Origin of the sequence: Kitasatospora cinereorecta, from assembly GCF_024172095.1 — a bacterium.
GTDB lineage: Bacteria > Actinomycetota > Actinomycetes > Streptomycetales > Streptomycetaceae > Kitasatospora > Kitasatospora cinereorecta.
The window spans coordinates 265,085-284,200 of sequence record NZ_JAMZDX010000009.1; the positions used below are offsets into that span (position 1 = coordinate 265,085).

The following is a 19,116-nucleotide window of genomic DNA, read 5'->3' on the forward strand; positions in this document are numbered from 1 at the left end:
GCGGTTTCCCGCCGATCTTCCCGTGGCAGGACGGCGAGTGGTACTGCGGCTTCGGGTCCGGCGCTTCACGTGCGACGCCGCCTCATGCGAGCGGCGGACGTTCGTCGAGCAGGTCACGGGTCTGCCCCGCCGACACAGCCGGCGGACCGAACGAATGCGGTCGGCACTGGCCGAGGTCGGCCTCGCCCTGGCCGGCCGCGCCGGTGCCCGGCTGGCCGACGTCTTCGGGGCGAGAGCCAGCCGGAACACGGTCCTGCGACTGGTCGATGCGCTCCCGGAACCGCAGCCGCGGACCCCGCGGGTGGTCGGCGTCGACGAGTACGCGATGCGCAAGGGACGTGTCTACGGGACCGTCCTGGTCGACGTCGAGACCCGCCGACCAATTGACCTGCTGCCGGATCGCGAGGCGGCCACGGTCGCGGCCTGGCTGGCCGAACGCCCGGGGACCGAGGTCGTCTGCCGTGACCGCGCTCCGTTCTTCGCCGAAGGCGCCAGCACCGGGGCACCCACCGCCGTCCAGGTTGCCGACCGTTTCCACCTCTGGCGCAACCTCGGCGAAGCCGCCGAACGGTGCATCTCCCGCCATCGTTCCTGCCTGCGCGCGACCACCGCCGAGGCGGCCCCGCAGAAGGCAGAGGCCCCGGCACCGGCGGACAGCGGCTCGCCGTGGCCCACCGGACACCGCTTCGCCGACCGCACCCGCACCAAGCACGCCACCGTCCACGCGCTGCTGGCCGCCGGCCACAGCCGGCGCTCGATCCAACGCCAGCTCGGCATGACCTACCGCACCGTCCAGCGGCTGGCGGACGCCGCGAGGCCGGAAGACCTGTTCCAGGGACAGTGGCAGAACCGCAGGACCAAGCTCGACGACTTCAAGCCGTACCTGAACGACCGGTGGGCCGAAGGCTGCGCGAACGCCTGGACCCTCTGGGAAGAGATCAAGACGCACGGCTACACAGGCGGCTACGGCGCCGTCCGCGCCTACCTTCAGCCGTTCCGCACATCCCCGACCGCGCCGGCCGCCCGTCCGCCGTCCCCGCGCACGGTCACCGGCTGGATCCTGACCCACCCCGATACCCTGCCGGAGAGCGAGCGCCTGAAGCTCAAGTCCGTCCTCGCCGACTGCCCCGAACTGGATTCGCTCACCGGGCACGTCCGCGCGTTCGGGAAGATGCTCACCCAGCTCCAGGCGACCAGCTCCCGCAATGGATCAAGGCGGTCCGTGCCGACGACCTGCCCAGCCTCCACACCTTCGCCAACGGCCTCGAACGCGATCTCGCCGCCGTCACCACCGGCCTGACACTGTCCTGGAGCTCCGGCGTCGTCGAAGGCCACGTCAACCGGATCAAAATGATCAAGCGCCAGATGTACGGCCGCGCCGGCTTCGACCTGCTGCGGAAACGAGTCCTGCTGGCCTCCTGACCGGCCCATGCTGGAGTCACTCCGCGGCCTGACGAGGAGTGCCGCAGTAGCCCGAGCTGGTAGTGGCACCCGCTTCCTTGCTCGGCTATGTTCACGCGCGCGACATGACGCCGCAGCCAATACAGGTGACCAGGAGAACAGCGTGAACGGTGAGTCCGAGGACAAGACATCCGCGCTTCAGACGATCCGCGGGCTTCGGGCTCTGGTCGCGCCGCCGATCGGTGGCGGGAATGCCATTGACTGGTCGCACATGACCGTTGAGTACGACCACGGTTTCCCCGACGACTACCAGGCCTTCATGCAGGTCTACGGAGAGGGGACATTCGACAACTTCCTGTACGTGAATCCCCCGGTCTCCGAGGTCTACCCGGATCCGTCCTCCGCCGTGAGTGGCAGCACCGCGACTGCACGCTACACAGGCGAGGAGGAGGAATTCGGCGAGCCCGAGCTGCTGATCGCGTGGGGCGGCACGGTGGACGCCGACCTGCTGTGCTGGTACGCCTCTGATCCCGATCCGAATCGATGGACGACCGTCATTTGGCGCCGCCAGTGGGCCGCGCCGGAATCGTGGGTGCGCTTTGACTGTGGGATGGTCGAGCTCCTGTGCCGCTACGTGCAGCACGAGATCCCGCACTTCTGGATCGACGACCTGCGGTACGAAGGATCGCGGTTCGTCCACAGCAGGGACGCACGTCGCTGGCGCCGCCTGCGGCTCGATCCCTGGGGCGCCGAACCCCTGATGGCATAGCAAGGACAACTCCGCGGCCGGCCACCACAACTACAGAGCGTGTCTGCACCACAGAAGTTGGACCAGAACCCACTCTCACCTACGCAGCCACCCATGGCACGATGTGAAGCATGAGTACGCCAGGGCGGGTCAGCGGCAAGGTGTCGGTCGAGAACAGCCAGTTCGGCCTCTGGGAGGACGACCCCTTCGATGAAGGGGGCGGTCCTTGGATGGCTCTGGAGATCGCAGACCATCCGTCCTTTGCCACCGTCGACGAAGGTCGTGTCAAAGTGCGGAGCCTGCACAAGGACCATTACGCCTCAGTCACCCTGGAGTATGGTCAGGATGCTCTCGCAACGGCGCACGGCTGGGAAATGATCGGCGCATACCGCTACGTCACTCGGGGCGCCGCGGTGGAGCTGTGGTCGCTTTTCTCGGGTCCGGCTGGTGTTGAGCTTGAGCTCGGTGAACCGCAGTCGGCCTTGTGGCTGCAGATCTTCCGCAGGAGGCCGAAGGGGGCTCTCTCTTTCGAGGAGAGCCCCCTCGGTGTGCCTGAGGACCTGGAAGAATACTGGTTCTACTTCTCGCCCTGCCGGTGACCGACTGCCCCTACGGGGTGATCAAAACCTTGAATTTGTCGTTGTGAAGGATTCGCTGCGAACTGTAGAAATTCGCAAGGTCGTATCCCGCGTTGCTGTTTTCAGTCGCGCTGACATACTTGACGGAGAAGTTTCCGTTGCCGACGCCTGCCCCCTCCCATGTCGATGCGAACGGGAATTCGTCGCACTCCTCGAGCGGCGCATGGGGCAGGGGGGCGCACGCCCTGCTCACGGCACTGCGATTGTCGGCATACGCCTGAGCGGCCAACGGGTTGGCTCCGGAGTAGAGGCGAGACAGCGTGGAGCCCTGCCGGGCGTTCCCCGGGATGACCTTGGGTGAATTGTCGGACTTCACTGGAAGCGTGCTTCCCGGGTCGGTGAACGCCTGGTTGATGTGCTGGGCAACTCCCTTGACGCGCGTGTCGCTCATACTCATGGTCATCGTGGGAGTCAGCTCGCTGAAGACGACGCCCTGCTTGGACGGCAGGTAGGAGGCCGAGTCGAATCGGACCGTGCTAAACCCTCCGGAGAGCCACTGGGTGGGGTAGGTGCCGGCAGGGAAGAATATCTTGTAGAACCATTGGATGTTGCAAACCTTGATCTTGTCGTCCCCGTCGCCGACGGTTGGTGGAGACGTTATGTTCATTCCGAGGAATCCGTTTCCCTGCAGCTGGGCGGCCGTTGCGGTGTAAGGGTTGGTTCCCCCCGATACGGCGCACTCAGGGTCGTTCGTGCCAGTGCCGGCCGCCCGGTACGTCTGGATTTGGCTGGCGGCGGTGTAGACGCCGCTGTAGCGGATATCGGTGATCTCGACGCTACTGAGGACTTCCCTGGTTCCGTTGGATCCCGTTGTCACCTCGGTCTGCAGGAAGCTGATCGTCCCGAGGGTCTGACCGCTCGCGCTGACTGCAATGGAATAGATCGTCTGGTAGCGGCAGAAGTCATATCGAGATACGATCTTTCCTTCCCTGACGCCGGCATCAGGGTTCGCTCGGCAGGCATTGAAGTCCACGATGCCCGTGATTCCCGCCGTGCTGCCTGCTGCAACGTTCGGCACGCGCTGTGGCGGGGCTCCACTCTCGCCGCCTGAAGGGCTCGGCTTGATGCCGACCGCCGGGGAGGCTGTGCCTCCGATTTCTACCGAGCCTGCTTCGGAGAACCGCTCCCGGACTCGCGAAATGCTCTCCCCCACCTCCACGGTGATGGAGGGGTCAGAGCTTGAGTAGGAGACGATGGATATGTTTCCACGCGTTTCTGCGGAAACAGGTGCGGCCGCAGTCAGTGCGGTTGTCGCAGTCAGTGCGGAAACCAGCGCGAGGTGACGCCATTGGATATTCAACCCTACCCCCCCAGGCATGATTGGCCTAATTCCTGTGCAAACCCTACTCGGGGCCCTGCTTGGTCAATATGGTGGTGTACGCACTTGGCTTGTTCTGGGCGATGACTGGCCGGACCGGGTGGCCGGTCGTGGCGCGCCTCCGGCGAGCCCGCTGCAAGCGGGGTGACCGGGACCCGCCGTGACCAGCCCGCTTCGGGAACTCCGCTGTCCGCCTTCCCTGCGCCGGTTCACCAGCCAGGCCGTGGTCGACCCGGTGGCGCCGTGCTCGTGCCGCAGGAGCAGTGCCCGCCATCCGGAACCCCTCCGCCGCGCCCGCCGCTACCGACCCGCTGCTGGTCGCCTACGTCGCCCGGGTCGGCGACCGGTACGACCAGATGATGGCCAACAAGGCCCGGAACAACGGCGGCGTCGCACGTGAAGCGCCGGACCCGAAGCCGCAGTACCACTCGCCGTCCTGCCACGGGAAGATCGGCGGGAAACCGCAGGTAGGAACCATGCACCCGCTACGACCAGCTCCCGCAGCCCGGGCAGCACGCCTTGGTTGTACGGGATCTGACACCGACGCGGACCACCTCGCCGTCGTCCTGCACCGACACCACCCTGATCTCCGGAGCCGACAGGAAGAGCAGCTCTTCCAGCCGGAGCAGTACCTCGCGCACAGCCCAGAACCATCAGCCCGAACGCCGCCGCCACCGGCCGTTTCCAGACGATCTCGGGAGGTGTCCGACGAGCTCAACGGTCACACGGAGTAGTCACACCACAGAAGTTGGACCAGAACCGAGAATGGGCAGCACCCGCTCACCGATCCGGGAGGCACCCGCAGGCCCCAGGCAATGCGAAATGCTCACCAGGTTCAGCAGCACGCGGAGCGCCCCACCGTCGCAGCTGCCGATGGCACTGGGAGACTCGTGCCGTGACCGCCACCGATGATGTCGCCCGCCAGACCCTGCTTCGCCGTGGCTTCGCCCTGGAGTACGCCACACTCGCCTGGAATGTGCTCGGCATCGTGGTGCTCGCTGTAGCCGCGATCGCGGCGAGGTCCGTGGCCCTGGCCGGGTTCGGTCTCGACTCCCTGATCGAGATCGGTGCCTCCACCGTAGTCATCTGGGAGCTGTCCGGAAGCGGCGTGGACCGGCAGAGGCGGGCGCTGAGGCTGATCGGGGTCGGATTCGCCCTGCTCTCCGTCTATCTCCTGGTGCAGTCGACGTGGGTGCTGTCCGTCGGATTCCGCCCGCACCACTCGTTGCTGGGCATCGCGTGGACCGCCATCACCGCAGCTGTGATGTTCACGCTCGCGGCGGGCAAGGCCCGTACCGGGGCGGCGTTGGACAACCCGGTACTGAAGACCGAGGGTCGGGTCACTCTGATCGACGGTCTGCTCGCAGCCGCCGTCCTGGTCGGCCTCGTCCTCAACTCCCTGGCCGGCTGGTGGTGGGCGGACCCGCTCGCCGGATACGTCCTCGTGTACTACGCGATCCGCGAGGTGAAGGAGATCTTCTTCGGCAAGCACTGACCGGGCTGGGCGCAGAAGTGCCTTCCGCTCGGACCGGCAGTACCCGTCGACAGGTTCATCGTCCCAGCTCAGAAGGCACCCTCGTACGTCCTCCTGCTGGAGAACCACCGGGCCGATTCGGAGCAGACGTGCTCGTCGGCGCTCGTGCGGGGTCAGTGGTGCTCCGGCGGATCCGGCGGCGTCGTGTGCTGGAGCGGGAAGGCCATCATGGTGACGCCGAGGGGGATCGTGCCCGGTGCGTGCGGCGGCTGGGCGGCCTCGTGGAGTTCGACGGCGAGTTCGGTGAGTCGTCGTCGGATGTCGTGCCAGGTTTCGGGATCCACCCACAGCTCGGCGTCGACGGTGACGCCCTCGCCCGCCGCCAGTCGGCGACCGGCACGTTCGCGGAGGGTGTGCGCCATCGTCTCGGCCAGCATCGGGGCTCCGTGGTGCTGGTCCGACAGCGGCGTGCCGCGGACGGTGCGGTAGCGGCGCTCCCTGCCGCCGCGACGCGTGCGCTCCTCCGCCAGTTCGACCAGGCCCACGGTGTTCAAACGCCGCAAGTGCTGGCTGGCCAGCGCATGGGAGACGTCCAGCTCGCGGGCGAGTTCGGCGGCCGACATTGGTCCCGGCCACATGAGGCTGAGCATCCGCAGCCGCAGGGGATGGGCGAGTGCACGGAGGACGGGGTCGGTGTCGGTCACGTAGGCCAGTAAACCGCATCCGGTGCGTCCTGAATCCCTACCTCCAATCAAATGATTGGGGGTAGGGTGGGCGCCGATCGAAGGCACATCGAGGGGGCTGCGGATGAGTCGGCACACGCTCAGGGTCCTGCGGGACCGTAACGCGGGGTTGTACCTGGGCGGGGTGATCGTCTCGGGGTTCGGCGACTCGGCCATGGCGCTCGCCGCCGGTATCTGGGTCAAGACCCTCACCGGTTCCGCCGGTCTTGCCGCGCTGGTCGGAGTCTGCCTGTGGCTGCCGGCCTTCGCCGGCCCGGTGATCGGCACGGTGGCGGACCGGGTGCGCCGCCGCCCGCTCCTGGTTGCCACCAACCTGGTCCTGGCCGCCGTCATGACCGCGCCGATCGCCGTACGCTCCCCGGCGGAGGTCTGGCTGCTGTTCGGGGTGCTGACCCTGGTCGGCGCGGGCATGGTCCTGACGGACGCGGCGGCGACCGCACTGGTCGCCGCCGCCGTACCGGAGGAACTGCGGGGCGACTTCAACGGCCTGGTGTACACCGCGCTCGAGAGCATGAAGCTGCTCGCACCGCTGGCCGGGGCGGGACTCTTCACCCTGTACGGCGGGCCCGCGGTGGCGGCACTGGACGCGGTCACCTTCGTCCTGGCCGCGGCCGCCTTCCGGTTCATCCGCGTACGGGAGGCCCCGCCCGCCGCCCGCGACAAGCGGGCCTGGGCCACCGAGACCGCCGAGGGCGCCCGCTATCTGTGGCGGCACCCGGTGCTGCGCCCGCTGGTGCTCACCGGCGGGACGGCCATGGTGCTCTCCAGCCTGAGCAGTACGGCCACCTTCGCCATGCTCGACACCGGACTCCACCGGTCCGCGGCGTACGCAGGCGTTCTGACCCCGTTTCAGGGGCTCGGATCGGTCGTCGCCGGGCTGACGGCCGGTGCGTTGATGCGGCGCATGTCCGAGCGCGCCTTCTCGGCGATCGGACTCGCACTCTTCGCGCTCGGGGTGCTCGCGCGGGCGACTCCGTGGCTGCCGGTCGTGCTCGGCGGCAGCCTGGCCATCGGCCTGGGCCTGCCCTGCGCACTCATCGTCGCCATGACCGCCGTGCAGCGGGAGACACCGAGCGAACTGCTCGGCAGGGTCGCCGCCACGGCCAACACGCTGATGTTCGCGCCCACCGGGCCCGCTGTGATCATCGGCGCCGCGATGGTGGCCGGCCTCGACTACCGGGTGCAGCTCCTCGCCGCCGGGGCCACGGGCCTGGCGTCGGCCGCCGTGCTCGCCCGCGCCGGCCGCGCCCCCCGGCCCACGGCACCGGACGGCGCCCGCTCGACAGCCGAACCGCAGCAGGCCGACATCGCGTTGTAGGGGGGCGGCCGGTCCTCGCAGGACCGGTGTACTGCCCGGTCTCGACCGGCCGAGCAAAACCTGTTTCGCGGAGCGGTGGAGGAAGATCGTCGAGGCCTCGGCGGTGGTGCCCCGGCGAGGATCCCGCGTGGCCGGCTGCCGAGGGTGCGGGCGACGGCTTCGAGTCCGTCGGCGTCCGAGCGGCACAGGTCGGTGCCCGTGGGAGAGTGCGGTGCACGCAACCTCCGGGAGCGCTGACCGTTGCAGGGCGTCGCACTGTTCGGTCCCGGTAGGTGTCGGGGCCCGGCACCTGGGCGCTCCGCCCGGGACGTCACGGTTGCCCCCGGCCCGTCCCGGGGGTGCGGTCGCCGACCGGGCCGCGGCGAGCGAGGCGACCCGGCTTCACGCCGACGCGCCCCGTGCGGGTTGTCCGGAGGCCCCGGCAGGCTCTCGCGCCGCACCCATCGGTCGGCCGGCGGAGGATTGCGGCCGGATCACCGGGGTATGCGCCGACCATGCTCACCCTCGGCGTGGAGGAGGAGTACCTCCTTCTCGACCTCGACACGGGCCTGCCGCGTGCCCGTGCGGAACAGGTGCGCCGAACGGCCGGGCTGCAGTACTCCCTCGCCGAGGCCGAGGTGCAGCGTGAGCTCCTGCAGGCCCAGCTGGAGGTCGCCACGCCCATCTGCCGTGAGCTGGCGGAAGTCGGGGGACACCTCCTGCGGATGCGCCACGCTCTGGGGGATGCGGCCGTCACGGACGGCTGTCGTCTCGCCGCGTCCGCCGCCGCCCCCTTCGCCGACCACCTCACTGTCCCGATCACCGACACAGCCCGCTACCGCGCCATGCACGCCGATGCGCCGCAACTGACCGACGAGCAACTGATCACCGGTATGCACGTCCACCTCGGCATTCCCGACCGCGCGGCCGGCGTTGTCGTGATGAACGGGCTGCGCCCGTGGCTTCCGCTGCTGGTGGCTCTGGCAGCCAACTCGCCCCTGTGGCATGGTGTCGACACGGGCTTCGCCAGCTGGCGCACCATCGTCTTCAGTCGCTGGCCCGTCAGCGGCCCGCCCCCTCGTTTCGAGGACGCGGCCGACTACGATCGCCGCACCCAAGCGCTGGTGGCCCGCCGCCTGATCCACGACCGAGGGCAGATCTACTGGCACATCAGGCTGTCCGACCGCTACCCCACCGTCGAGATCCGCGCCATGGACGTCCAGCTCCGTCCGGACGAGGCGGTCATGCTCGCCGGCACCGTCCGGGCTCTGGCAGACCAGGCCATCAGCAACGAGAGGGCCGGGCGCCCCGCCCCCGCCGTTCAGCCGGAGGCCTTGGCCGCTGCGGTGTGGCACGGCGCGCGCCACGGCTCCACAAGCGAGGTGTTCGACCCCGTCCACGGTCGGCTCACCGCGATCGGCGACGCTGCGGCCATTCTGCTCGACTCCGTGGACCCGGCTCTCTCCCGGAGCGGCGACCGCCGGCACATCGTCCCCGTATTCGAGCGGCTGCTGCGCGAGGGCAACGGTGCCACCCGCCAGCGCCGGGTGCTGCGAGAGCGCGGCCGGGAAGGTCTGATCGCGATGATCAGCGACCAGACCACCGGCACCTGACCACTCTCTGACACTGCGCTGTGTCTTCCCCCGGGCCTTCCCTCCGGGGCCTCCCTCCGGCCAGGTCAGCGCCCCTGGGATCCGTAGTACGTCGCGACGCCCTCGCGGTAGCCGGTGTCGGCGCGGTGGGTGTCGGGGTCGTACTCGGGTGCGCCCTTGATCTGTTCCTTGGTGCGGTTGACGTGGATCGTCTCACCGTCGCGGTCGACGCGGGTGATGGTTCCGGCCGGCAGCATCACGTGCTTGCCGATCAGCCACGGCTTGCAGTTGACGACGATGTGGGCCGAGCCGATGTCGTCGGTGGCGTCGTCGACCTTGCCGATGTGGCCGTCGCTGGCCTCGACCTTGTATCCGGTCAGGCTGGTGCCGGGTGTGTAGCGCGATTCGGGGCTGTAGCCCCACATGTCGGACACGGAGTGCTCCTTCGTTTCGCTCGTCGTTTCGCTCTTCGTTTCCTGCGCGGGTGCGGCCGGGCTGTGCTGTCAGTGCTTGAGTGCGTCCTTCGCCTTGGCGCCGGCCTGCTTGGCGTCCCCCTTTACCTGGTCGGCGCGGCCCTCTGCTTCGAGGCTGCGGTTGCCGGTGGCGCGTCCGATGGTCTTCTTCGCGCCGCCCTTGACTGCTTCGGCCTTGTGGGCGGCCTTCTTGCCGATACCCATGACTGGTTCCTTCCTCTGGTGTTCCTGTGCGTGGAGCGGTTGGTGCCGGGTTCCTGCGTGGGCCACGCCTCCTTTCGGGAAGCGGGCTCGCATCCGGACAGCGGGTCTGCGGTCAGTGGGATTCGGACTCGCGGGAGATGAGGTGGGGTCTGCGGTGCCCGTCGCCGTTCGGCGTCGCGTCGGGTCCGGGCGGAGTGCCGTCGTCCTGGAGCATGGGGCCGGTGCGTGTCCCGGCGGTCTGCTCGTGCGCACCGCTCTGCCCGCGCATCAGGTCGATGCGCTGCAATGCGATGGCGTCGCGCTGCTCGGCGAGGTCGTCGCGCTGCTCGGCGAGTGTGTCCTGCTCCCGGGCGTTCCGGTCGTCGGCGAGTGTCGCCGCCTCCGTCCGGGCGGTGTCCCGCTGCTCGGCGAGGGCGTCGCGGTCCTGGGTGGCGGCGGCCGTTTCCCGGCGGGAGTCGCGAAGTTCGTGCCGCGCGGTGGCGCCCCGACGTGAGGTGCGGCGCGCTCCGGTCAGGAGGAGGCCGAGTCCGAGCATGGCGGCCGCGCCGACGATGATGCCCAAGAGGAAGAGCGTCCCGGTGGAGCCGGTGATGTGGTGGCCGAACAGCGTGAATGTGTTCGTGAGGTCGTGCGCGGCGCCGGTGTTGGTGAAGATTCCCGCCAGGGCGACGACTGCTGCGGCGATCAGGACGATTAGTCCGAGAACAAGGATCATGGCGTTACTCCAGGATGTCTACGTCGTATGCCTACAGCTAACTCCCGAAGTACACTGAAAGATACACCGTAGGTCTACGAACTTTGAGTGGGCAATCGGTGACCAGCAGCGACAGGAGGTGTCGATATGACCACCCCACCGGCCGCCCCGGCGGTCGAGAAGCGCGATTCGCCGGCCGGCGGGAAACTCAGCCGGGAGCGGGTGCTGGCTTGCGCGCTGGAGATCATCGACCGCGAGGGCATCGAAAGAATGTCGATGCGGCGCCTGGCCCGCGCGCTCGGCCATGATCCGATGAGCCTCTACCGCTACGCGCCGAACAAGGCCGCCCTGCTCGACGGCGTCGCCGAGACCGTCCTCTCCGAACTCATGGTCGACTCCGACGATCCCGACTGGAAAGCCCAACTGCGTTCCGTGGCACGTCAGTTCCGTGGGATCGCGCTCGCCCATCCCCATGTCGTGCCGCTCCTGGTCACCCGCCCGCTCGCCACCCCGCTGGCCCTCCGCCCACTCGGCACGCTGCGCCCCCTCGAAGCCACCCTCGCCCTGCTCACCCGGGCCGGCTTCAGCGCCCCCGACGCCCTCCACGTCTACCGTGCCCTGTTCGGCCTCCTCCACGGCCACGTCCTCAACGAACTCCAGGAACTCGTCGACAACCCCGACGAGACCGACGACCTGCTGCGCCTGGGCCTGCACCGGCTGCCGCTCGGCGAATTCCCGCTCCTGCGCGGCCTCGCCTCCACCCTGCTCTCCTATGACGGCGTGGCCGAACTCGAGCGCGGCCTCGACATCCTCCTCGCGGGCCTGACCACCGCGCCCCCCTAGCGCCCTCGCATCGGACACGGGAGGAAACAGCGTCGACCGAAGATCGAAAGGAGAAGGAGCGATCCCCGCCCAAGACCCGGGAAGAGGGAATGCAGCACAGTCTCCGTCGCAGGTCCGGACGGAGGACCACACCGGGGGGAGCGGAAAACGGAGCACAAAATGATCATCCTCGGAGTCCTCCTCCTTCTCATCGGAATCGTCGCCGGAATTCCTTTCCTGTGGACCATCGGCGCCGTCCTGGCCCTCATCGGCGTCGCCCTGCTGATCATGGGATCGGTCGGCCACGAGGTCGCGGGTCGCCGCCACTACTGGTAGACACGGATGCACACCTGCGCCCTGCCGGCGCCGCACCAGAGCCGTTCCCACCCCGCCCGGGGTGGGACCGGCGCGTTCTCCCCAAGCCTTTTCCCCGGAACGGACGCATCCTCCGGTCCCTTTCCGGTTGGTCCTGCGATGAGTCGTTGTTCGCCGCTGCGAACTGCTTCCCGGCCACCGTCCGAAATCCACGATGCGCGCTACGGTGTAATCGGGCTCGGGTACGTCCCTGCGCGATTTTTCCGCCGGCCCGGCGACCCGCACTTCCGGTACCGGTTCGGCACATCTGTGGCCGGCGAGCTCCGCGGACTGGTGCACGCCCATGTCGGCTGGCTCTTCACCCGCGACGTCACCCCGCCGAGCCGCTACGCCCCCGGCCTGCTGGCCGACCCGGACCTGCGGGCCGTCTCCCGGCCTTCCCCTGGTTGTGCCTGCTGTCCCTCGGCATCCCCGCCGGTGCGGGCTGGGCGATCGGCGGCACCTGGCACGCCGCGCTGACCGCACTGCTGTGGGCCGGACTCGTCCGCGTCGCCCTGCGCAGCACGTGACATGGAGCGTCAACTCCCTTTGCCACACCGCCGGCGCCTCTGACCCCGGAGGCCCCCGTGGCCATCAACGCTCCCACTCTGCAGGTGACCGTGCACCGCCATCGCCACACCGACCGCGCCACCGTCCACCCCGTCGGCGCTTCCTCCAGCCCGGGCAGTGCGCCTTCCAGCCGAGGCCCTGCTCGCCGATCTGCGCAGCAGCTACCGGCCACCCCGCCCGGCGACGACGGTGGAAGCCCAGGACCTGTTCCGGCGCGGCAGGCGGTCAGGACCACCCGCGGGAGGTGACCGCCCGGCCCCGTCGCGGTCCGGCCGGCGGCGTGCCCTCCCACGGCCCTCTGCAACCCTGGCAGCCGGCCACCCCGGCACCGGGCACGACGGAAGCTGGTCCTTTGTGCGCGGACCGAACCGCCGGCCGAGCATCAGGGCGAGGCCGGCGTGCCCGCGGACGGGACCCTTCACCGGACGGTCGTCCCTCACCTGGATCGGAGCAGTGCTGCTGCCACGGTGGTGGCGTAGTGGCGGACACGGCTGCCGTCGCGCCGGCTGGTGATCAGTCCTGCTTCGCGGAGCACGGTGGCGTGTTCGGAGGCGGTGGCGAGGGCGACGTCGGTGCGGCGGGCGAGGTCGCTGGTGGTGAGTCCGGGGGCGGCGGCGATGGTCTGCAGCAGGGTGGCGCGGGTGCCGCCGAGGAGTCGGCGGAGAGCGGCCGCGCTGCGGGTCTCCCGTTCCGGGCGGGTACCGGTGAGCGGGTGCGCGGTGTCGGGGTCGAACGGCAGTGGGTACGCCAGGACGGCCGTGCTGCCGGTGTCGTCGCCGAGGCGCAGCCGGGGCAGAGCGCCGCAGAACAGCATCGGGGCGAGGCGCAGGCCGCGTCCGGCCAGGTCGATGTCGGTGTCGATCGGGGACGGCACGGTGAGGACCGGCGGTTGCCAGCTGACGGCGGGATGCACCTGACGGAGCAGGGCGTCGACGCCGTGGTGGGTCAGGAGGGTGGTCTTGTGCGCGACGTCGGCGTCCAGGGCGGCTTGGATGCGGGGCTCGTGCGGGGTGACGGCGATCCGGTTCCAGGTGGACAGCGCGTCGGTGACGGCGGTCATGGTGTCGATGTCGCCGTCCGCGAGCCGACGCACCCAGCCGGGTAGGCGGGTGGTGGTGCCGAGGCGGGTGAGGTCGGCGCGGATCTGCCGTGCGGGCGTGGCGCGGACGGCCTCCACGGCGGCGGCGTCGCCGGGGGTGCCCCGGAGGACCGGGGTGAGGAAGTCGGGGATCCAGCCGCGGGCCGGGACGAGGTCCCGGAGTGGTCGGACGGCGGCCGGTATGCGCCCGCGCAGGCCGTCCCGCCAAGGTCCGAAGCGTAACTGCTGGTCGGTGCGGGTCAGCGTCTGGAGGGCCAGCACGGCCTCGCTCAACGGTGGTGGAGCGTCGTTGAGCGTGACCTTGCACAGGTCCTCGAAGGTGAAGTGAAGCCGCAGCACCGTATGCCCCCGTCCCGTGTCGACCCCCGCCGGCGGCCACCGATGCTACCGGCAGGTTTCGAGCTCGGCCGAAAGGTTGTGCGACCCCGACCGGGCCCTGCCAGGCTCCACGTCGACCGACTCCGGCCGCCCTTGCCGGCGGAGTCGTGCAGGACGGATTTCCGTGGATCCGCTTGACGAGAGGAACGAGTAGCACATGGGTATTTTCAAGCACCGCTCCGGATTTCTGGGTGCCGGCCTCCGGCTCCTGGTCGTGGCGATCTCCCTGCTCGGGCTGACGGCCCTGTCGGCCGGCCCGAGCAGCGCCGCGGTGCGTCCCGCCGCCTGCCCGCCGGCCTACGCCATGCCGGGTGAGCACAAGGTGCAGGTCGGGTCGCAGGCCGCGTACGTGTACCTGGTGTACGACTGCAGCACCTACTCGACGTACGCCGTGCTCGACGCGTCCGGGCTCGGCGGCTCGTCACCCTGGTGGCTCGCGGTCGACATCGTCGATCAGAACACCGACATCGTCGGCCACGCGGACACCCGCGGATACGGCACCGAGCCCCACGCGCGAACCATCTCCATCTCGCTCAACCACACCGGCGGCCACAAGATGTACCAGGCCCGCGCCTGGTTCCGGAACGCCGCCGGGTGCAGCGTCTTCTTCGACTCCGACTGGTGGGCCTACTCCACCGGCGACGACCTGGGCGGTGGCTGGGACGCCCACTGCTGACCCGGCGAACAGCCCGACCGTGGCCCGGTGCGCAACGGTCGGAGGCCGGTAGCGCCCGCATCTGAGGCCACGACAGCCCCTCGCATCGGGCCCCGGTGAACGGGCGGCCTCGGACCGGAGCTGCCGATCCGGGACCCCCTTGCTCCACCGTCCATATATTTCTCAGGAGACCTCATGAAGCTTCAGAAGGCTGCCGTCGCGACGCTGACGGCCGCTCTGGTCGGCGCCTCGCTGATCGGATTCGCCGGATCCGCCCAGGCCGCCGGCGGTTGCCGCTACGACTACGCATCCGTGGGCTACGGATACCGGCTCGAACCCTGCATCGAGACCGGCCCCGGTGGCCCGGAGAATTTCAATGCCGAGATCAACGTCCGGGTCGACCCGTACTCCACGGATGTCCAGATCTGCGGGGAGCTGGTATCCGTTTCGGGTTGGGGCAACATCGACGGCGTGGAGCACTGCGCTCCTTTCGCCGGGACCCGGAGTGCGGGTGCCGTGTTCACCACCGCGTACACCAACAACGAGCACTGCCCGCTTCACACCGGCAACGCCTTGTACGTCTACAAGGGGTACATCAAGGAGAGCGGCCACGTGATCGGCGACATCGAGAGCCCCATCTTCACCTGCCCCGGGGTCTGAAACGGTCCGGTGGGTCGGGCTGCCGCCACCGGTGATCGGGTTGTCAGGGGATTGAGGGGCGTGCGTCTGCCCGTCCGGTAGGACGGCAGGCCGTCGAGGATGCTCGCGTCGTCGCTCCCAAGGGCATGCCGAGCCTCGCCCGCTCCGGTCCAGGCCGATGGAGCGGGCGAGGCTCGGCCGTTCGGTGCCGTCCCCCGGCGCCCCCTGAGCAGCACCGCCCCTTCCGGACCCGGCCTGACCGGGTGGCCCGGCCGGCGCGCAGACGTGACGATGAGGGGACGCGGCCGCTCCCGCAGCGGGCTGCCCGCTTCGGGCACTTTCGCCATGGCGTCGGCCCGGCGTGCGGGACGCGTGTGGAGAGGGCACCCGATGGATCCGGATCCGGCAGACGTTGCGTGGGACCTGCTCGTCTCGGGGCTGGCCGATGCCCGGCAGAGCGTCCTGCTGCTCCCGGGTGGGCTGGTCCCCGCCCGGTTGTACGCCGAGGTGATGGCCGAGCCCTCGCTCGCCCGGACCCGGCTGGTCGCCGCGACCCTGCCGGGACACTGCGGGACGGCACCGGTGGAGGACTTCGCGATCGGTACCCTGGCGCGACACGCCGCCCGGCTGGCCGACGAGCAGGCCACCGACGCGGTGGTGGGATACAGCATGGGCGCCACGGTCGCGGCCGAGATGGTTGCGACCGGCGCGTTCACCGGACCGACCGTGCTGGTGGGCATCAGCCTGTCGCCCGCCGACGAACCCGCGTTCTTCCGGGCCCTCTGCCGGCTGGGCGACGTCCTCGGCCCACTGCCCTCCGCCGCACTGCTGAAGCTCATGGGCCCCTTCTCGAAGGGCATGCGGGTGCCGCCCGAGCGCCGGGCCGAACTGCTCGGCGAGCTGCGGAACAACGATCCGCACACCGTGCGCCGGATTCTCAGCGGCTACCTGGACCACCTCGGCGCGCACGAGCAGCCGGCCGTGCGCCTGTGTGCGGCCGGCGTACCGGTCTGGGTCGTGCACGCGGAGAAGGGCGACGGCGGACTCACCGCCGACGAGCGCCGCACGTTGGAGGCCTGCCCGCACGCGACGGTGGTCACGATCCCCGGCACCAGCTTCTTCCTCCCCAACGAGGAGCCGCGCCAGATCGCGGAGGTCGTGGCGGAGGCGCTGGCGGTCGGGGGAGCGGGTCCGGACCCGGGCTGACCCGGCGTCCGCTCCACCATGGCCGCGGTTGTGCCTTGCCGAGCCGGACGACAGCACTTCGTCACCTACGCCCGAACCCGGCCTCGGTGCCGCCATGTCCGGTTCGAACGCACCGTGCCCGTCGACACCCGATCGCAGTCTTGGCCTCCCGTATCACGGTTACGACCGGCGCTGTGGTTGTCTGACCAGCGCGCCGTTCGGTGCGTCAACAGCCCGGCCACACGGATCACGTGGCCATCTGGCCCGGGTGGACACCCCGGTACTGTCAGCGTGCACCGGATCACGATGCTTCTGCTCGCCGAGCGCGGGTCGGAGGGTGCGCAGCGGGTCGGCAGGCGGTTCGCCGGTTCCGGCGGTTGCTCGGGGCGGGGAGAGCCGGTGGTCATCCGGCGATCGGTGCTAGCGTGCTTGGGGAGCACTGGAGTTGACGCTTTCGGCGACGCGAATGGGGGCTGTGATGGCGATCGGTAGGGCCGGTGCGGTGTTTCTGGCGCTGGGTGTGGTCGGGGTGGCGGTCGGCGGTGTGACGGCGATGGCCTTTGGCCGTGACTCGGGCGCGGTGGTCGTGCAGGAGGACGGTCTGGTGTCACCGGATCTGGCGCAGATCGGCAGCGATCCGGCGGCTCTGGAGGCATACCTTCGTGCGCACCCGGTGTCGACGCCCATGATGGGTGAGCAGCGCACTCGGTAGACCGCCAGGTATGGGGCTGGGGCCCACTCCCGTGTTGCGGGGAGTGGGCCCCGCGACTGGCTCAGTGGGTGTTCAGCCAGTTGATGACACCGGCAGCGTCGGAGCCGTGGTTCGAAGAGAACAGGTAGTTGTCGGTCCAGTTGCCGTTCGAGTCTGCGTGGCGGTGGCTGTTTGTCCCGATGATCTGAGAGTTGCCGCCGAGGTCGGTCACGATGGGTCCGCCGCTGGAGCCGTGTCCCATGTCGCAGTTCATCTGGAGTCGGTCATCCAGCGGGTTCCAGTTGCCGGCGTCGGTAACGTTCCCGTGGCAGTACATCATCTGTTCGCCGTCATGGACGTCGGCGCCGCTGCGGTTGTAGGCGTCTACGGGGTAGCCCAGCGAAGTGACTCCGGAGAAGTCGGTGTCGCCGTTGAACCGGTATCCGTAGGCGCCGATCCAGTCCTGAAGGTTCCCGTAGTCGGCGCTCGGGTTGGCTATGCCGCCGCCCATGTCACCCCAGGTGCTGTCGGAGTCGTTGGCCCAGTCCGATGAGACGATGACCTTGCCGAGTACCCACCATCCGTAGATTGCCTTGTGATCGTAGCCGGGAATGAAGATAAAGTTCTTGTAGAACGTTCCGCCCTTGCCCTGGTGAAGGCAGTGGCCGGCGGTCCACACCGAGTTCTTGTTCGGCGCGACGATGGCTGCTGCCGTGCAGCTCCCTTGGCGTCCATCCGAGGTGTAGAAGAGCAGCTTGCCCGCGATAGCGGTCTGCCAGGTCGGGATGTTCGATGCGAGCTCGGAGTGGGAGGTGTCGCCGATCGTGGGACCGGCCCCCGCGGCAGCGAGCGAGGCAGGTGTTGCGGTCTTCTGTAGCCGGAGGGGCGCGACGGCATCGGCCGAGAGCGGCGCGAGGCTCTTCGCGGTACGCCCGTTGCCGGCGGAGCCGGCCGTCTCGTGCGCCTTCCTGATGCTGGCGTCGGTGATATCAGGACTTGGGAGCGGGTTCGCCAGGGCACTGGCAATCCGCTCAGGCGTCCAGTGCGAGCGGACTTCGGCGTCCGACTGTGTGATCTGCATGTATGTCAATCCGTCAGGGGTTGTTCCGATGACAGGCTGCGGCTCTGCGGGGGTTGCCTGGGCGAGGCCGGCGCCGGAAAGGGCGAGCAGTGCTGCCGTCGCCGCCACGATGGCTCGTCGAAGTATCAACTCAACTCCGTAGTGCGGGAGTCCGTGAGTGGCCTGTGCACTCAGTGGGCGGACAGTCGCAGAACGTACGAGCATCTCGCCAGCATGTTCGATCGAACACGGAGTTGTGGCTTGGACGGAGCATCGTTCGTCTGGAAACCGATTGGCGATTTCACAGGATGCCGCCGCAATCGGGACCTTCCGCGTGTCCTGGCGCGTAGCAGCACCTATCCCCGCACATCAGCTCGCAGATCTCGACCAGGGACGCCGATGGATGCGGCGCGGCCACTGGGGCGCGGTGCCGGTGATGACCTGCTTGCTGTACACGCTGGTCTTCGTGCCCGCCGCGGTGGCCCTGCGGCAGGGCGACGGCGCCGCTGAGGGAGGTCTCCGCTTTTTCGGCCGCGGCCGGCTCGCCACCCTTGGCGGGTCACCCTCCCGCTCACCCGGCCCGCGCCGGCCGGATTCTGCCTGCCCGCCCTCGTGCTGGTAGCGCTGGCCCTGCCGCTCGCTGGGCCGGCCGCCGGGCGCGTCACCCGGCGCGGCGCCCCCACCCCGCGCCCCACCGCCCGTTCTGCTCGGCGGCTGGACAGTCCCGGCGCTCGGTGCCCTGGTCGTCCTGGTCGGCGTCTCGCTCGGGGTGCCGCTGTGCGCGCCGGCGTACTGGCTGATCAAGGGCAGCTCCACCACCCTGCCCTCCGCCTCCGTCTTCGGCGCCACCCTCGGGTATGCCCTTGGCTCCGCCGTCCCCGACGCCCCTGTACGGCCGGACGCGCGGCACCCGGCCGCCACCCGCCGACAACGCGCGTCGGTGCCCGTCAGCCTCACAATGGCGGGCGGCGGAGGCGGCTGGAGGTTGACTGGGGGTCACCCCTGGGAGAAGGGCGCAGGAGCCGCCCACGGGGCCGGCGAGCCGGCCGACGATGAGCAGGGGCAGGTGCAGCGCCCCGCT

General features: G+C 69.5%; 21 protein-coding genes and 1 pseudogene. 13 read left to right on the forward strand and 9 right to left on the reverse strand.

The features are described from left to right. Positions 1-37 precede the first annotated feature (37 nt). From FHR36_RS38550 to FHR36_RS38560, 3 genes and pseudogenes are all read left to right on the forward strand, one after another. A pseudogene (locus FHR36_RS38550) lies at positions 38-1,419 on the forward strand (transposase); the annotation flags it as partial. Positions 1,420-1,564: 145 nt separating this feature from the next. Then, complete coding sequence (locus tag FHR36_RS38555) at positions 1,565-2,170, forward strand: hypothetical protein (RefSeq protein WP_253804927.1); 606 nt, start codon at positions 1,565-1,567, stop codon at positions 2,168-2,170. A gap of 110 nt (positions 2,171-2,280) precedes the next feature. Next, positions 2,281-2,748 carry a hypothetical protein gene (locus tag FHR36_RS38560; protein ID WP_253804928.1) on the forward strand — a complete coding sequence of 156 codons (468 nt, stop codon included), beginning with the start codon at positions 2,281-2,283 and terminating at the stop codon, positions 2,746-2,748. Between the two features lie 10 nt (positions 2,749-2,758). Here FHR36_RS38560 and FHR36_RS38565 read toward each other — a convergent pair whose 3' ends face one another. The 3 genes from FHR36_RS38565 to FHR36_RS38575 form a co-directional block, all read right to left on the reverse strand. Then, the gene (locus FHR36_RS38565) at positions 2,759-4,087 is read right to left on the reverse strand and encodes a NucA/NucB deoxyribonuclease domain-containing protein (protein ID WP_253804929.1); all 1,329 of its coding nucleotides are present in this window, start codon (positions 4,085-4,087) and stop codon (positions 2,759-2,761) included. A gap of 227 nt (positions 4,088-4,314) precedes the next feature. Beyond that, a complete protein-coding gene (locus FHR36_RS40480; protein WP_407660897.1) occupies positions 4,315-4,587 on the reverse strand; it encodes a transposase family protein in 273 nt (90 codons plus the stop codon). 3 nt (positions 4,588-4,590) lie between these two features. Continuing rightward, positions 4,591-4,746 carry a hypothetical protein gene (locus tag FHR36_RS38575; RefSeq protein ID WP_253804926.1) on the reverse strand — a complete coding sequence of 52 codons (156 nt, stop codon included), beginning with the start codon at positions 4,744-4,746 and terminating at the stop codon, positions 4,591-4,593. A 254-nt stretch (positions 4,747-5,000) separates the two neighbouring features. Between FHR36_RS38575 and FHR36_RS38580 the strand changes: the two genes are divergently transcribed. Beyond that, complete coding sequence (locus FHR36_RS38580; RefSeq protein ID WP_253804930.1) at positions 5,001-5,600, forward strand: cation efflux transmembrane domain-containing protein; 600 nt, start codon at positions 5,001-5,003, stop codon at positions 5,598-5,600. A 152-nt stretch (positions 5,601-5,752) separates the two neighbouring features. On the opposite strand, the gene FHR36_RS38585 is transcribed toward FHR36_RS38580, so the two are convergent. Then, positions 5,753-6,283, reverse strand: a complete 531-nt coding sequence (locus tag FHR36_RS38585) for an ArsR/SmtB family transcription factor (RefSeq protein WP_253804931.1) — start codon at positions 6,281-6,283, stop codon at positions 5,753-5,755. 103 nt (positions 6,284-6,386) lie between these two features. Between FHR36_RS38585 and FHR36_RS38590 the strand changes: the two genes are divergently transcribed. Next, complete coding sequence (locus tag FHR36_RS38590) at positions 6,387-7,640, forward strand: MFS transporter (protein WP_253804932.1); 1,254 nt, start codon at positions 6,387-6,389, stop codon at positions 7,638-7,640. Positions 7,641-8,134: 494 nt separating this feature from the next. Further along, complete coding sequence (locus FHR36_RS38595; protein ID WP_253804933.1) at positions 8,135-9,232, forward strand: carboxylate-amine ligase; 1,098 nt, start codon at positions 8,135-8,137, stop codon at positions 9,230-9,232. Between the two features lie 65 nt (positions 9,233-9,297). Here FHR36_RS38595 and FHR36_RS38600 read toward each other — a convergent pair whose 3' ends face one another. From FHR36_RS38600 to FHR36_RS38610, 3 genes are all read right to left on the reverse strand, one after another. Next, positions 9,298-9,636, reverse strand: a complete 339-nt coding sequence (locus tag FHR36_RS38600; RefSeq protein WP_253805022.1) for a PRC-barrel domain containing protein — start codon at positions 9,634-9,636, stop codon at positions 9,298-9,300. A gap of 78 nt (positions 9,637-9,714) precedes the next feature. After that, positions 9,715-9,888 carry a CsbD family protein gene (locus tag FHR36_RS38605; RefSeq protein ID WP_253804934.1) on the reverse strand — a complete coding sequence of 58 codons (174 nt, stop codon included), beginning with the start codon at positions 9,886-9,888 and terminating at the stop codon, positions 9,715-9,717. A gap of 112 nt (positions 9,889-10,000) precedes the next feature. Beyond that, a complete protein-coding gene (locus FHR36_RS38610; protein ID WP_253804935.1) occupies positions 10,001-10,603 on the reverse strand; it encodes a hypothetical protein in 603 nt (200 codons plus the stop codon). Between the two features lie 126 nt (positions 10,604-10,729). Here FHR36_RS38610 and FHR36_RS38615 point away from each other — a divergent pair, with 126 nt between their 5' ends. From FHR36_RS38615 to FHR36_RS40485, 3 genes are all read left to right on the forward strand, one after another. Beyond that, the gene (locus FHR36_RS38615) at positions 10,730-11,425 is read left to right on the forward strand and encodes a TetR/AcrR family transcriptional regulator C-terminal domain-containing protein (protein ID WP_253804936.1); all 696 of its coding nucleotides are present in this window, start codon (positions 10,730-10,732) and stop codon (positions 11,423-11,425) included. A gap of 159 nt (positions 11,426-11,584) precedes the next feature. Beyond that, entirely contained in the window at positions 11,585-11,740 is a 156-nt protein-coding gene (locus tag FHR36_RS38620) for a hypothetical protein (RefSeq protein WP_253804937.1), read from the forward strand. A gap of 425 nt (positions 11,741-12,165) precedes the next feature. Continuing rightward, on the forward strand, positions 12,166-12,288 hold the full coding sequence (locus tag FHR36_RS40485) for a hypothetical protein (RefSeq protein ID WP_407660898.1): 123 nt from the start codon (positions 12,166-12,168) through the stop codon (positions 12,286-12,288). A gap of 476 nt (positions 12,289-12,764) precedes the next feature. On the opposite strand, the gene FHR36_RS38630 is transcribed toward FHR36_RS40485, so the two are convergent. Continuing rightward, positions 12,765-13,766 carry a helix-turn-helix domain-containing protein gene (locus FHR36_RS38630; protein WP_253804938.1) on the reverse strand — a complete coding sequence of 334 codons (1,002 nt, stop codon included), beginning with the start codon at positions 13,764-13,766 and terminating at the stop codon, positions 12,765-12,767. A 196-nt stretch (positions 13,767-13,962) separates the two neighbouring features. Here FHR36_RS38630 and FHR36_RS38635 point away from each other — a divergent pair, with 196 nt between their 5' ends. The 4 genes from FHR36_RS38635 to FHR36_RS38650 all read left to right on the forward strand — a co-directional run bounded on the left by FHR36_RS38635 (position 13,963) and on the right by FHR36_RS38650 (position 16,996). Then, positions 13,963-14,481, forward strand: coding sequence for a hypothetical protein (locus tag FHR36_RS38635; protein ID WP_253804939.1), 519 nt, complete (start codon positions 13,963-13,965; stop codon positions 14,479-14,481). A 174-nt stretch (positions 14,482-14,655) separates the two neighbouring features. After that, positions 14,656-15,120, forward strand: coding sequence for a hypothetical protein (locus FHR36_RS38640; protein WP_253804940.1), 465 nt, complete (start codon positions 14,656-14,658; stop codon positions 15,118-15,120). A gap of 369 nt (positions 15,121-15,489) precedes the next feature. Continuing rightward, entirely contained in the window at positions 15,490-16,305 is an 816-nt protein-coding gene (locus FHR36_RS38645; protein ID WP_253804941.1) for an alpha/beta fold hydrolase, read from the forward strand. Between the two features lie 424 nt (positions 16,306-16,729). Next, positions 16,730-16,996: a hypothetical protein gene (locus FHR36_RS38650; RefSeq protein ID WP_253804942.1), complete on the forward strand. Its 267-nt coding sequence runs from the start codon at positions 16,730-16,732 to the stop codon at positions 16,994-16,996. Positions 16,997-17,057: 61 nt separating this feature from the next. Here the strand turns inward: FHR36_RS38650 and FHR36_RS38655 are convergent, their stop codons facing one another. Then, entirely contained in the window at positions 17,058-18,164 is a 1,107-nt protein-coding gene (locus tag FHR36_RS38655) for a trypsin-like serine peptidase (protein WP_253804943.1), read from the reverse strand. Positions 18,165-19,116: the final 952 nt, after the last annotated feature.

Excerpts from the sequence above, each read along its gene's own strand:
- FHR36_RS38560 (WP_253804928.1), top strand. The coding sequence starts at position 2,281 with ATGAGTACGCCAGGGCGGGTCAGCGGCAAGGTGTCGGTCGAGAACAGC.
- FHR36_RS38590 (WP_253804932.1), top strand. The coding sequence starts at position 6,387 with ATGAGTCGGCACACGCTCAGGGTCCTGCGGGACCGTAACGCGGGGTTG.
- FHR36_RS38595 (WP_253804933.1), top strand. The coding sequence starts at position 8,135 with ATGCTCACCCTCGGCGTGGAGGAGGAGTACCTCCTTCTCGACCTCGAC.
- FHR36_RS38600 (WP_253805022.1), bottom strand. The coding sequence starts at position 9,636 with ATGTGGGGCTACAGCCCCGAATCGCGCTACACACCCGGCACCAGCCTG.
- FHR36_RS38605 (WP_253804934.1), bottom strand. The coding sequence starts at position 9,888 with ATGGGTATCGGCAAGAAGGCCGCCCACAAGGCCGAAGCAGTCAAGGGC.
- FHR36_RS38610 (WP_253804935.1), bottom strand. The coding sequence starts at position 10,603 with ATGATCCTTGTTCTCGGACTAATCGTCCTGATCGCCGCAGCAGTCGTC.
- FHR36_RS38615 (WP_253804936.1), top strand. The coding sequence starts at position 10,730 with ATGACCACCCCACCGGCCGCCCCGGCGGTCGAGAAGCGCGATTCGCCG.
- FHR36_RS38620 (WP_253804937.1), top strand. The coding sequence starts at position 11,585 with ATGATCATCCTCGGAGTCCTCCTCCTTCTCATCGGAATCGTCGCCGGA.
- FHR36_RS38635 (WP_253804939.1), top strand. The coding sequence starts at position 13,963 with ATGGGTATTTTCAAGCACCGCTCCGGATTTCTGGGTGCCGGCCTCCGG.
- FHR36_RS38640 (WP_253804940.1), top strand. The coding sequence starts at position 14,656 with ATGAAGCTTCAGAAGGCTGCCGTCGCGACGCTGACGGCCGCTCTGGTC.
- FHR36_RS38645 (WP_253804941.1), top strand. The coding sequence starts at position 15,490 with ATGGATCCGGATCCGGCAGACGTTGCGTGGGACCTGCTCGTCTCGGGG.